The organism is Pseudomonas sp. F(2018), from assembly GCF_005508865.1.
Taxonomy (GTDB): domain Bacteria; phylum Pseudomonadota; class Gammaproteobacteria; order Pseudomonadales; family Pseudomonadaceae; genus Aquipseudomonas.
In genome coordinates this window covers 163,342-175,557 of the sequence record NZ_SCOM01000001.1, presented here as the reverse complement: position 1 = coordinate 175,557, position 12,216 = coordinate 163,342, and the positions used below count along the sequence as shown (strand labels likewise).

At 62.9% G+C, this 12,216-nt stretch carries 14 protein-coding genes and 3 tRNA genes; 11 read left to right on the top strand and 6 right to left on the bottom strand.

Annotation, left to right across the window (positions count from 1 at the left end):
- Positions 1 to 115: 115 nt before the first annotated feature.
- Genes pilB through yacG form a run of 5 tightly spaced genes read left to right on the top strand, consistent with a single transcriptional unit; the run spans position 116 to position 4,718 of the window.
- A complete protein-coding gene (gene pilB, locus FFS62_RS00780) occupies positions 116 to 1,819 on the top strand; it encodes a type IV-A pilus assembly ATPase PilB (protein WP_137970917.1) in 1,704 nt (567 codons plus the stop codon).
- 4 nt (positions 1,820 to 1,823) lie between these two features.
- Positions 1,824 to 3,047 carry a type II secretion system F family protein gene (locus tag FFS62_RS00775; RefSeq protein ID WP_137970916.1) on the top strand — a complete coding sequence of 408 codons (1,224 nt, stop codon included), beginning with the start codon at positions 1,824 to 1,826 and terminating at the stop codon, positions 3,045 to 3,047.
- Positions 3,047 to 3,919, top strand: coding sequence for an A24 family peptidase (locus tag FFS62_RS00770; RefSeq protein WP_137970915.1), 873 nt, complete (start codon positions 3,047 to 3,049; stop codon positions 3,917 to 3,919). The genes FFS62_RS00775 and FFS62_RS00770 overlap by 1 nt, the downstream gene beginning before the upstream one ends.
- Entirely contained in the window at positions 3,916 to 4,527 is a 612-nt protein-coding gene (gene coaE / locus FFS62_RS00765; RefSeq protein ID WP_137970914.1) for a dephospho-CoA kinase, read from the top strand. Before FFS62_RS00770 ends, coaE begins: the two co-directional genes overlap by 4 nt.
- Positions 4,524 to 4,718, top strand: coding sequence for a DNA gyrase inhibitor YacG (gene yacG / locus FFS62_RS00760; RefSeq protein WP_137970913.1), 195 nt, complete (start codon positions 4,524 to 4,526; stop codon positions 4,716 to 4,718). Before coaE ends, yacG begins: the two co-directional genes overlap by 4 nt.
- Before the next feature lie 15 nt (positions 4,719 to 4,733).
- Here the strand turns inward: yacG and FFS62_RS00755 are convergent, their stop codons facing one another.
- From FFS62_RS00755 to FFS62_RS00745, 3 genes are all read right to left on the bottom strand, one after another.
- The gene (locus tag FFS62_RS00755; RefSeq protein ID WP_137970912.1) at positions 4,734 to 4,949 is read right to left on the bottom strand and encodes a hypothetical protein; all 216 of its coding nucleotides are present in this window, start codon (positions 4,947 to 4,949) and stop codon (positions 4,734 to 4,736) included.
- Positions 4,950 to 5,042: 93 nt separating this feature from the next.
- Complete coding sequence (locus tag FFS62_RS00750; protein WP_137970911.1) at positions 5,043 to 5,738, bottom strand: energy-coupling factor ABC transporter permease; 696 nt, start codon at positions 5,736 to 5,738, stop codon at positions 5,043 to 5,045.
- Complete coding sequence (locus FFS62_RS00745) at positions 5,735 to 6,184, bottom strand: GNAT family N-acetyltransferase (protein WP_256662149.1); 450 nt, start codon at positions 6,182 to 6,184, stop codon at positions 5,735 to 5,737. The genes FFS62_RS00750 and FFS62_RS00745 overlap by 4 nt, the downstream gene beginning before the upstream one ends.
- A gap of 45 nt (positions 6,185 to 6,229) precedes the next feature.
- Here FFS62_RS00745 and FFS62_RS00740 point away from each other — a divergent pair, with 45 nt between their 5' ends.
- Genes FFS62_RS00740 through FFS62_RS00725 form a run of 4 tightly spaced genes read left to right on the top strand, consistent with a single transcriptional unit; the run spans position 6,230 to position 8,909 of the window.
- Positions 6,230 to 6,856 carry a DUF1780 domain-containing protein gene (locus FFS62_RS00740; RefSeq protein ID WP_137970909.1) on the top strand — a complete coding sequence of 209 codons (627 nt, stop codon included), beginning with the start codon at positions 6,230 to 6,232 and terminating at the stop codon, positions 6,854 to 6,856.
- On the top strand, positions 6,853 to 7,335 hold the full coding sequence (locus FFS62_RS00735; protein WP_137970908.1) for an MOSC domain-containing protein: 483 nt from the start codon (positions 6,853 to 6,855) through the stop codon (positions 7,333 to 7,335). The genes FFS62_RS00740 and FFS62_RS00735 overlap by 4 nt, the downstream gene beginning before the upstream one ends.
- 41 nt (positions 7,336 to 7,376) lie before the next feature.
- On the top strand, positions 7,377 to 7,550 hold the full coding sequence (locus FFS62_RS00730; protein ID WP_137970907.1) for a DUF3094 domain-containing protein: 174 nt from the start codon (positions 7,377 to 7,379) through the stop codon (positions 7,548 to 7,550).
- 60 nt (positions 7,551 to 7,610) lie between these two features.
- Positions 7,611 to 8,909, top strand: coding sequence for an NAD(P)/FAD-dependent oxidoreductase (locus FFS62_RS00725; RefSeq protein WP_137970906.1), 1,299 nt, complete (start codon positions 7,611 to 7,613; stop codon positions 8,907 to 8,909).
- 94 nt (positions 8,910 to 9,003) lie between these two features.
- Here FFS62_RS00725 and FFS62_RS00720 read toward each other — a convergent pair.
- From FFS62_RS00720 to FFS62_RS00710, 3 genes are all read right to left on the bottom strand, one after another.
- Positions 9,004 to 9,079 (bottom strand) — tRNA-Lys (locus FFS62_RS00720).
- Between the two features lie 3 nt (positions 9,080 to 9,082).
- A tRNA-Pro gene (locus FFS62_RS00715) sits at positions 9,083 to 9,159 on the bottom strand.
- Between the two features lie 10 nt (positions 9,160 to 9,169).
- Positions 9,170 to 9,245 (bottom strand) — tRNA-Asn (locus FFS62_RS00710).
- A gap of 210 nt (positions 9,246 to 9,455) precedes the next feature.
- Here FFS62_RS00710 and FFS62_RS00705 point away from each other — a divergent pair.
- On the top strand, positions 9,456 to 11,834 hold the full coding sequence (locus FFS62_RS00705; RefSeq protein WP_137970905.1) for a DUF1631 domain-containing protein: 2,379 nt from the start codon (positions 9,456 to 9,458) through the stop codon (positions 11,832 to 11,834).
- Positions 11,835 to 12,173: a PilZ domain-containing protein gene (locus FFS62_RS00700; protein WP_137970904.1), complete on the top strand. Its 339-nt coding sequence runs from the start codon at positions 11,835 to 11,837 to the stop codon at positions 12,171 to 12,173. It begins immediately after the preceding gene.
- Positions 12,174 to 12,216 lie beyond the last annotated feature (43 nt).

The window sequence follows — 12,216 nt, the reverse complement described above, 5'->3', positions numbered from 1 at the left end:
ACGACATTCATATTCGGCCCAAAACTGACAATTACCGTCACCCACCAAACCTTCGGTGGCAGCCCTCTGGCTTCTAAGTTATAAATCCGGGCATCTGCCCTGAAGCCAGCATCCCATGACCACTACCCCCCCCCTGACAGGCCTAGCCAGGCAATTAGTACTTGCCGAGCTAATAGACGAAGCCACTGCCAGTCGTGCAGCACAGCAGGCACAGCGCAACCAGATCCCCCTGGTCAGTTACTTGGTGCAGAACAAGCTGGTGAACAGCAAGGCTCTTGCAAGCCAGGCCGCAGAACAGTTTGGCGTTCCCTATTTCGACATTGGGTCACTGGATAAAGAGCAGCAACCTAAAGAACTGATCAGCGAAAAGCTGGCACGCCAGCATAGGGCGATACCTCTTTGGAGACGGGGAAACAAGCTCTACATCGGTATGTCAGACCCCACGCAACAGCAGGCGGTTACTGACATCCAGTTCAGCACGGGACTGAATACTGAAATGGTGCTGGTGGAGGATGATCGCCTGGATGGAGCCATCGATCGCTATTTCGAAAGCGATAACAAGGCCATGGAGGGCCTAGACGACATCGACCTCGACGGCGGCCTTGAGATCGAAAGCGGAGCGGATGAGCGTGACGATAGCGGAGGCTCGGATGCAGACGATGCTCCGGTAGTGAAGTTCGTCAATAAAATGCTTTTAGACGCCATCAAGGGCGGCTCATCGGACCTGCATTTCGAGCCATACGAAAAAACTTATCGAGTACGCTTCCGTACCGATGGCGTTCTCCACGAAGTCGCCAAGCCCCCAATTCAATTGGCGCCACGCATCTCGGCACGCTTGAAGGTAATGGCCAGCATGGACATTTCCGAGAGGCGGAAACCCCAAGATGGCCGCATCAAAATGCGCATCTCCAAGACCAAAGCCATCGACTTTCGCGTCAATACCTGCCCTACACTCTGGGGCGAAAAGATCGTTATGCGGATTCTCGATCCCACAAGCGCACAGATGGGCATCGATGCGCTGGGCTACGAAGAGGATCAGCGCCAACTCTACATGGACGCGTTGGCAAAGCCGCAGGGCATGATCCTGGTAACCGGCCCGACCGGCTCCGGCAAAACCGTATCTCTCTACACGGGCCTGAACATCCTCAACACTGTGGACGTCAACATTTCCACCGCTGAGGACCCAGTGGAGATCAACCTGGAAGGCATCAACCAAGTCAATGTCAACCCCAAACAGGGAATGGACTTCGCCCAAGCGTTGCGCGCGTTCCTCCGCCAGGACCCAGACGTGATCATGGTCGGCGAGATCCGCGACCTTGAAACCGCATCTATCGCCGTCAAGGCCGCTCAGACCGGGCACATGGTTATGTCCACGCTCCATACGAATAGCGCGTCAGAAACATTGACCCGCCTTCGTAATATGGGCGTGCCGTCCTTCAACATCGCCACATCCGTAAACCTAATCATCGCCCAGCGCTTGGCACGCAAGCTTTGCAGCAGTTGCAAGAAGGAGATCACCGTCCCACCTGAAACCCAGGCGGCTGAGGGCTTTCCAGCAGAGAAAGTGGGCAACATCAAGCTCTTTGGTCCGGTTGGCTGCGAGCACTGCAAGAACGGTTACAAGGGGCGCGTGGGGATTTATGAAGTAGTTAAAATCACGCCCGCACTGCAAAGAATTATCATGGAGGAAGGTAACTCCATCGATATTGCCGAGCAGATGCGCAAAGACGGCTTTAACGACCTGCGCACCTCCGGACTGCTAAAGGCCATGAACGGCCTCACCAGTCTTGAGGAAATCAACCGCGTAACCAAGGATTAAAAAAATGGCGGAGAAAGCGCTCAAGACCACTACCTTCCAGTGGGAAGGTAAGGACAAAAGAGGCAACAAGCTCAAGGGCGAAGTGTCCAGTACAGCAATGCCTCTGGTGCGCGCGCAGCTACGCTCGCAGGGCATCATCGTCGACAAGGTGAAAAAGAAGCCGAAACCGCTCTTTGGCGGAGGCGGCAAAAAGATCAAGCCGATGGACATCGCCCTGTTCACCCGGCAAATGGCGACGATGATGGGGGCAGGCGTTCCCCTACTGCAGTCCTTTGACATTATTTCCGAAGGCTGTGAGAACCCTAACGTCCGAACGCTTATTGAGAACGTGAAGCAGGAAGTGGCTGCCGGTAACAGCCTGGCCAACTCTCTGCGTAAATTCCCGCTCTATTTCGATGACCTGTATTGCAATCTGGTCGACTCCGGCGAGCAGTCCGGCGCCCTCGAGCAGTTGCTCGATCGAGTAGCAACCTATAAAGAAAAGACAGAAGCACTTAAGGCGAAGATAAAAAAGGCAATGACTTACCCAATTGCGGTAATCGTTGTTGCAGTGATAGTCACCGCAATCCTGCTTATCAAAGTTGTCCCAACCTTTCAGGGTGTTTTTGCTGGGTTTGGCGCAGAACTCCCCGCATTTACGATGATGGTAATTCGCCTCTCTGAATTCATGCAGGAATGGTGGTTCCTTATTCTCCTCGCAATCATTGGCTCTATCTTCGGATTTAAAGAACTACACCGACGAAGCGAAAAATTCCGCGATGGGCTTGATCGGACAATGCTTAAGCTCCCCATTTTTGGCGGCATCCTCTACAAGGCAGTAGTTGCACGCTTCGGCCGCACCCTGGCAACCACCTTCTCGGCAGGCGTGCCGCTGGTTGATGCCCTGGACTCGGTTGCAGGCGCCACGGGCAACGTGGTTTTCCGCAATGCGGTGAACAAAATCAAGCAGGATGTTTCGACAGGTATGCAGTTGAACTTCTCAATGCGCACTACCGGCGTTTTCCCTGCCATGGCCATACAAATGACAGCCATCGGCGAAGAATCTGGCGCCCTAGATGAAATGCTAGACAAGGTTGCCTCCTACTATGAAGCCGAGGTCGACAATGCCGTAGATAACCTCACGACACTTCTTGAGCCACTGATCATGGCCGTTCTGGGTGTGCTCGTCGGCGGCCTCATTATCGCAATGTACCTTCCAATCTTCAGTCTCGGCGGCGTTATTGGATAATGACGCTAGTTGAATTCATGGCCGGCAATTCGCCGGCTTTTGTTTTGTGCTCTGCCGTACTGGGCATGCTTGTCGGCAGCTTCCTCAACGTAGTGATCTACCGTCTTCCAGTCATGATGCAACGCGACTGGCGGCAGCAAGCCCGGGAGATTCTTGAACTCCCCGAGGAGCCCAAGCAGGACACTTTCAACCTGATCCTGCCGAACTCCTGCTGCCCCAACTGCGGCCATCAGATTCGCCCTTGGGAGAACATCCCGGTGGTGAGCTATCTGTTTCTGCGCGGCAAATGCTCGAGCTGCAAGGCACCGATCAGCAAACGCTATCCGTTGATCGAACTAGCCTGCGGCCTGCTGTCCGGCTATGTGGCGTTCCACTACGGATTCGGCTGGCAGGCAGCCGGAGTTCTGGTGCTGACCTGGGGCCTGCTGGCGATGAGCATGATCGATTGCGATCACCAGCTTCTGCCAGATGCCCTGGTACTTCCGCTGCTGTGGATGGGCCTGATCGCCAACCTCTTCGGTGTTTTCACCAGCCTGGAGGACGCCCTGTGGGGTGCCATCGCCGGCTACCTGAGCCTGTGGTCGGTGTACTGGCTGTTCAAGCTGCTGACTGGCAAGGAAGGCATGGGCTACGGCGATTTCAAGCTGCTGGCCATGCTCGGCGCCTGGGGTGGCTGGCAGATTCTGCCGCTGACCATCCTGCTGTCCTCGCTGGTCGGCGCCGTGCTCGGGGTGATCATGCTGCGCCTGCGCAATCAGGAAACCAGCACGCCCATCCCCTTCGGCCCCTATCTGGCCATTGCCGGCTGGATCGCATTGCTCTGGGGTGATCAAATAACCGGGACCTATCTGCATTTCGCCGGTTTTAGATGAGCAAACCCTGGATTCTCGGCCTTACGGGCGGCATCGGTAGCGGCAAGAGCGCCGTTGCCCAACTCTTCATCGACCTCGGCGTGCATCTGGTGGACGCCGATCACGCCGCTCGCTGGGTAGTCGAGCCGGGGCGCCCTGCCCTGGCGACGATTGTCGAGCGCTTCGGCGCGCAGGTGCTGCAGGCCGACGGCACGCTGGATCGCGCAGCCCTGCGCCATCTGGTGTTCCAGGACGAACAACAGCGTCGCTGGCTAGAAAGCCTGCTGCATCCTCTGATCTTCCAGGAGATCAACCAGCACCTGGCCCGCGCCGAATCGCCTTACGCCATCCTGGTGTCGCCGCTGCTGGTGGAGTCCGGCCAGCATCGCATGACCCAGCGTGTGCTGGTGGTCGACGCCCCCGAGCACCTGCAGCTGCAACGCAGCATGCTGCGCGACAGCAGCTCCGAGGAGCAGATCCGCGCCATCCTCAAGGCGCAGACCAGCCGCGAGGAGCGCCTGCGCCACGCCAATGACGTGCTGATCAACGACCGCGACCTGGCCTGGCTGCAGAGCGAGGTCGAACGCCTACATCACTTCTATCTGACCCTGCGCGGAGGCCAACCATGAGCACCACAGTGGAATGTCCGACCTGCGGAGCACCCGTGGAATGGGGGCCGCAGAGCCCCAACCGGCCCTTCTGCAGCGAGCGCTGCAAGCTGATCGACCTCGGCGCCTGGGCGTCCGAGAGCCACGCCATCCCCGGTGACTCCCTGGAGGACTCGCCCTTCTCCGACGATCTGCCACCGCGCGAGCACTGATCACGCCGCAGCCCATCACGGCCGCATCAAGGCGTAGTCGCGCTCCGGATCCAGATTGTCGGCAAGAAACTGCAGCTCCTGCGCCAGATCGGCCACCTCGCGCTCCAGGCGATTCAGCTCCACCGCCTCGCTGAGCAGCGCCCGCAGACTCAATAACGGATCGAAGCCCTGCCTCTGCGCCTGCTGCAGGCTGCTCTCCAGCTCTCGCCGCGCCCATGCGTGCACACCCATGATCTCGCCCTCCCGCGCCATTTCTCCCAGCATGGGGCAGGACGAGCCGCGAGGCTTGATCCAGATCAGCTGCGCTAGCGGGATAAACCGCGCCTATGGACGGCGATCCGTATCGTCACCCTTCCACGGCGCCGCCAGGTAACGGGTGCGATTGAAAGTCTCCAGCCAGTCCGGATAGAACACCACCAGACCGGTGACCAGCATGCCGTTGATGAAGGCCTCGGGGAACATCACCAGCCACAGGTAGCCGACGAAGTCCTCCAGCCAGGGCGGCATCACGTACAGCCCGTCATGCCAGAGCAGCCCCAGCCCGCCGAGCAGGCAGACCAGCGCCGTCAGCGCGGCGGGAAAGAAGCCGCAGCAGAAGATGTAGACGAACAGATTGCGCGGCTGGCGTCGTTCCACCAGCACGGCAAAGGTTTCGGCGATGGCCACAGGCACGGCCACCAGCAGCAGGCCATTGACGCCCAGGGCCGCCCAGTCCAGGCGCCCCAGCGCCAGCAGGCCAAGCTGCGCGGCAAAGCCGCAGAGCAGCGCCAGCGGCCAATCCAGCAGCAGGGTCACGGCCGTCATGCCGATGAAGTGAAAGGACAGCCCCGAGGCGAAGTCGCGACGCACCAGCCACAACAGAAACAGCGCCAGCATCGTGCCGAACAGCAGGTGCTGGCGGCGCTGATCGCTGAACAGCTCGACCCAGGGCGCACGCCATAGCGCCCACAACAGCACCAGGGCGTAACTCAGCCAGCCCAGCCACAGACTGGTCGGCAGCAGCAGCTCGGCGGCGATCATGACGCGCCCCTGGTCGAGAACACCTGGATATCCGTGCGTGCGCTCCAGCCCTGTTGCGCCTGCCAGAAATCCAGAGCCTCGGGGGCATCGCCCAGCACGAAGACGTGGGACTTGCCCACGCCGAGCGCCGCCAGCCTGGCCAACGCCTCGTCCAGCAGCGCCCTGGCCAGGCCGCGACCACGCCAGGGAGCATCGACCACCAGATGCTGCAGATAGCCGCGGCGACCGTCGTGCCCCACCAGCAGGCAGGCGATGGGCGTGCCATCGGTCTCGATCAATAGGCTCAGCTCGGGATTGCGCGCCAGATAGCGACAGAACGGCTCATAGGCATCCTCGGGACGCATACAGATGCCAGGCGTGCGCTGCCACAGCGCGAGCAATGCGGCGTGATCGGCGGGAATGATGGCGCGTATCTGCATGGCGGTTTCCGTGGCTGCTCGGCGCAGTCTACCGCGCCCGAACGCGGCTGGCTTTTACGCTATGCTGCGGCCATGGACGACTCCGACTACCTGCGCCTGCTCACACGCCAGGCGGAACAGGCCAACGAATTTCTCTCCAATGCACGCAAATGGGAGCGCGAGCGCTGGGTTTGCCAGCGCCTACTGACGGCGCTCAACCTGCGCCACCGGCAGGACGAGTTCGCCACCGGCCAGGAGCCACCGGACGTGCTGTTCCGCGGCGCCAACTTCGAGGTGTTCTTCGTCCTCGATCGTGATCGCCGCCTCAACGACGAGTGGCGCGAGGAGCTGCAACGTCGCCGCAGCGCCCTGTCCCTCAGCCAGCTGCTGCGTCGCGAGGCTCGCCCACGGCGTATTCCGGCCAGCGAACTGCAGGCGCGCCTGGCACCGACCCTACGCAAGAAGGCGCACAACTACGGCGAGCGCGGCCTCGACCCAGGCGAGCTGGACCTGCTCGCCTATGTCAGCCTCAAGCGCGAAGTGCTGGACCTCAACAGCCCCTTCCCGCCACCCAGCGAATACCTGCGCCACGGCTGGCGCTCGCTGTCGCTGGTCGGCCCCAACTATGCCCGGGTGCTGTTCGCCCACCGCGACGCGCCGGACTTCCTGCGCCACAACCTGGGCCGCACCGTGCTGTTCGACGTCGGTATCAGCCTGTGAGCGAGCTATTGGAGTTGCTCGCCAGCGTGCCCCAGTGCGGCCATGTGCGCTGGCTCGGGGTACGCCCGCAGGCCCGCGGCGCGATGCTCGAACCGGAAGCCGTCGAGGCCCGGCGCGAAGCCGGCCTGACCGGCGATCACGCCCGCCCCGGGCCGCGCAATGCGCGCCAGGTGACGCTGATCCAATGGGAACACCTGGCGGTGGTCAGCGCGCTACTGAATCGCGAGATCACTCCGGCCGATCTGCGTCGCAACATCGCCATCGCCGGCATCAACCTGTTCAGCCTCAAGGGTCGGCGCTTCCGCATCGGCCAGGCGCTGCTGGAAACCACCGGCTGGTGCCAACCTTGCGCACGCCTGGAGCAGCGCCTCGGGCCGGGCACTTTCCAGGCCATGCGCGGGCATGGCGGGATCACCGCGCGGGTGATCGAGGGCGGCATCATCCGCCTGGACGATCAAGTGCGCGTTGAGCCGGCATGAGGGACGTGCCTAGAATGGGCACATTATTCGAGAGGATCGCCATGAGCAGCCGTCTCAGCCCGGAAGACCAGCAACGCGTCGAGCAGTATCTCAGCGCTCCGCAGCATCAGGTGGAGCGCCAGCCGTTCCGCCCCTGGCGCCTTCTGTTGATCGTCATCGCCCTGACGATCGGCCTCGGCCTCCTCTCCCGCCTACTTGTCGGACTGGCGCTATGAGCCGCATCGCGCTCGCCCAGTCGGGTCTACCGCTTTCCTTAAGCCTTGTGAGATATCCCCATGACTCATCGCATCGTGATCGTCGGCGGCGGCGCCGGCGGCCTGGAGCTTGCTACCCGCCTGGGTAGAACCCTGGGCAAACGCAAACAGGCCAGCATCGTGCTGGTCGACGCCAACCTCACCCATATCTGGAAACCGCTGCTGCACGAGGTCGCCGCCGGCTCGCTGAACTCCTCCGAGGACGAGCTGAACTACGTGGCCCAGGGCAAGTGGAACCACTTCGAGTTCCAGCTCGGGCGCATGAGCGGCCTGGACCGTGCGCGCAAAACCATCAAGCTGGCCGCCACCCTGGACGAGGATGGCGGCGAGCTGCTGGCCGAACGCGAGCTGACCTACGACAGCCTGGTGATCGCCGTCGGCAGTACCACCAATGACTTCGGCACGCCCGGTGCCGCCGAGCACTGCATCTTCCTCGACACCCGCGAGCAGGCCGAGCGCTTCCACCGGCAGATGCTCAGCCACTACCTGCGCGCCCACGCCGGCAACAGCGACGACGGCCGCATCAGCATCGCCATCGTCGGCGCCGGCGCCACCGGCGTGGAGCTGGCCGCCGAGCTGCACCACGCCGCCCACGAACTGGCCGCCTACGGCCTGGATCGCATCCAGCCGCAGAACATGCGCATCACCCTGATCGAGGCCGGCCCCCGCGTGCTGCCGGCGTTGCCGGAGCGCATCAGCGGCCCGGTACACAAGACACTGGAGAAGCTCGGCGTCACCGTGCTGACCGGCACCGCGGTAAGCCAGGTGACCGCCGAGGCGCTGCTCACCGCCCAGGGCATGGAGGTTCCCGCCAGCCTCAAGGTGTGGGCCGCCGGCATCCGCGCGCCGGCCTTCCTCAAGGATCTGGACGGTCTGGAGAGCAACCGCATCAACCAGCTGCTGGTGCGGCCGACCCTGCAGACCACCCTGGACGACAATATCTTCGCCTTCGGTGACTGCGCCGCCTGCCCGCTCGGCGACGGCAGCGAGCGCACCATCCCGCCGCGCGCCCAGGCCGCTCACCAGCAGGCCTCGCTGCTGGCCAAGGCGCTCAAGCTGCGCCTGGACGGCCAGGCCCTGCCGGAATTCCGCTACCGCGATTACGGTTCGCTGATCTCGCTGTCGCGCTTCTCGGCGGTGGGCAACCTGATGGGCAATCTGATGGGCAGCGTGAAGCTGGAGGGTTGGCTGGCGCGGATGTTCTACGTGTCGCTGTACCGCATGCACCAGATGGCGCTGTATGGCGTGCTGCGCACCGCCCTGCTGATGCTCGGCGACCGCATCGGCCGCAGCACCGAGCCACGCCTGAAGCTGCACTAGCCAGGATAGGGGCGGTTCGCCGCCCCTTCCCGCATCGCCAGTTTTCTTACAGACAACAAAAAGCCCGCACTAGGCGGGCTTTTCGTTTAAATGATGGTGGGTCGTGTAGGATTCGAACCTACGACCAATTGGTTAAAAGCCAACTGCTCTACCGACTGAGCTAACGACCCAAGTGGTCGGGGTAGGGGGATTCGAACTCCCGACATCTTGCTCCCAAAGCAAGCGCGCTACCGGACTGCGCTATACCCCGCCAGGAAAATTGGCTCCGCGACCTGGACTCGAACCAGGGACCCAATGATTAACAGTCATTTGCTCTACCGACTGAGCTATCGCGGAACTACGATTTTCCAATCTCCTCTACCGGACCGGCCAGGCCGATTCCCGTATCAGAGGCGCGCCATTTTACGGCCCAGAATGCTTATGTCAACCCTGACAACGAGTTATTTCATCCGCACCGCCACCGGCAATAAAAGGCTACTCTATTGCTGGAAACATGATTGAGATCACAGCGATAGCCTCGACCAAGCTGTCGCCCCAGGACGTCGCATGAGCTCGCAGGACCTCCCACCACCCCATATTCCCGGCGTCGCCAGCCGCGCCATCCAGCCCCGCTTCAGCGAGCTGGTCCAGGATTGCCGCAAGCTGGTGATGAACAACCTGGCCGAACACCTGACCGGGCTGTTCGCGCAGGTTGACGACACGCTCTTCGAAGGCGCCGAAAAGGCCGAGAACAATAAGGTGCAGAGCCTGTTCTTCGATGCCATGCGCGACCTGCGCAAGCTGCGCCCGCAGATAGAACGCAGCTACCACCAGCGCATCGCGCAGAACTTCGCCGACTTCCTCGACGGCAAGCTCAAGGCCAAGCCCCAGGACGGGGAAGCGGATGGCGAACACCTGAGCCTGATGCAGAACGAGGAGTACGAGGAAAGCCTGCAGGTGACCAACATGGTCAGCAAGGTCAAGGCGCGCAGCACCCGCGCCCTATTCGCCCTGGAACAGCGCCTGGCCCTGCTCAACAACGGCCAGAAGCTGGTCGAGGATGCCAACCCCTTCGGCCCCCAGGCCCTGGCGGAAGCCTTCCGCGAGGCGCTGACACCTCACCCGCTGCCGCTGCGGATCAAGGTCATCCTCTACATGCTGTTCGACCGGCATGTGATGCAGGGCCTGGATACGCTGTACGAGATGCTCAACCAGCGCCTGATCAACGCCGGCATCCTGCCCAACCTCAAGTTCACCGCCCAGCGCTCGCCGTCCGCCAGCCCGCCCAGTCGCCCGGCGGAGGGCGGTACAACAGCGGCACAAGCACCGACCGGTATGGCGCGGGCTGCCAACTTCGCGCTGCCTGGGGTTAGCCATGCCGGCGCGGCGCAGACCGCCCAGGCAGCCGCGCCGATCATTCAGGCCCCGGCGGACCTCAGCGCCCCCCCGCCGCAGGACCCCGGCCAGCTGTTCGGCGGTCTGGCCGCCCTGCTCGGCGAGCGTCGCCAGCAGGACCTCGACGCACCGCTGCCGGGCGGCACCCGCAGCATCGCCAGCTTCGCCCCGCGCACGGCCACCAGCACCTACAGCGCCGGCGAGCTGCTCGAGGCGCTCACCCGCCTGCAACAGCAGTCCGCCAGCACCCTGACCCAGCGTCTGCAGGGCCCGCAGCCGGTCGAGGACATCAAGGTCAACCTGCAGCAGCAGCTGGAGTCTCTCAGCAGCCTGCCGGGTCAGCAGAAGCTGGCCGATCAGGAAGCCGACGTGATCGACCTGGTCGGCATGCTGTTCGACTTCATCCTCGACGACGACAACCTGCCGCACAGCTGCAAGACCGCCCTCTCCCACCTGCACACGCCCTACCTGAAGGTGGCGCTGCAGGACAAGGCGCTGTTCACCCAGCACCACCACCCGGCCAGGCGCCTGCTCAACACCATGGCCCAGGCCGGCGTGCTGTATGGCGGCGAAGGTGACGAGCGCGGCCTGCTGGCGAAAATCCACTGGGTGGTGGAGCGGGTGATCCACGGTTTCACCGGCGACCTGCTGCTGTTCGACAACCTGCTGGAGGAGTTCAACGAGTTCGTCGCCACGCTCAAACACAAGGTCGAGCTGCGCGAGAAGCGCGCGGTGGAGGCCGCCAAGGGCCGTGATCGCCTGCTCGGCGCGCGCCAGCAAGCAGTCGCGGTGATCCAGAACGTGCTGCGCGAGCGTCAGCTGCCGAGCGTGATCCACAACTTCCTCGAACTGACCTGGGCCGACGTGCTGGTCTTCGTCCTGCTACGCCATGGCGAGCGCAGCGCCGAGTGGCAGCGCGCCGGCGAGGTGGCCGAGCAACTTGCCTGGAGCGGCACGCCGCTGGATGCCGATGGCCGCAGTCGCCTGCAGAATCTGCGTGTCACCCTGCTGGACGAGCTGCGCAAGGGCCTGGAGTTGCTCGGCGGCTACCACGAGGACGGCATTCGCCGCCTGCTGCAGGACATAGTCGCCTGCCAGCACGCGGTGCAGGCCCAGCAGCCGCAGCTGGCCGCGCAGATCAAGAGCCAGCTGCAGGAGAGCCCGCTGGGCGCCATGCTCGGCGAGGACGCCGCCCTGGCCGAACCGGTCAAGCGCGAGGGCCAGCTGACGGCACGCGCCCAGGCGCTGATCAAGGAACTGCAGCAGCTTGAGTTCGGCACCTGGTTCGAGTTCGTCCAGGGCAAGGACACCCAGACCCTCAAGCTGTCCTGGTTCAGCCCGACCACCCACAACTACATGTTCGTCGATCACAGCGGCCAGCGGGTGGCGGTCAAGCCGATCCGTCAGTTGGCCAACGAAATGGAACAGGGCCTGGCGCGCATCGTCGCACCGGAGCGCAGCGCACCCCTGGTGGACCGCGCCCTGGGCGCCATCTATCGCGTTCTGCAGCGCTTCACCGGGCGCGCCAACGAAGTCGGACAAGGAGCCTGAATGGACGATCGTCGCCAGCACAGCCGCCACACCACGCAACTGGGCATCGATGTACTCGACCTGCACAGCGGCCGCCGCCTGGGCCGCATCGTCGACCTCTCCGAGGACGGCTTCATGCTGGTCAGCGAGGCTCCGCCGGAGGCCGACTCGGTCTGGGAGTGCCGCCTGGTGCTGGACCAGCCCCTGGACGGCATCCATGAGGTCCGCGTAGGTGCCGACTGCCTGTGGAGCCGCGCCGGTGAGGCCGGACACAACGGCTGGTGCGGCTTCCATATCATCGACCTGGCCGACGATCAGGTCGGCCCCCTGGCGTTGCTGTTGCGCCACCTGCAGGTCTGAATGAAAAAGCCCCGGTCTCCCGGGGCTTCTTCATGATCGCCGA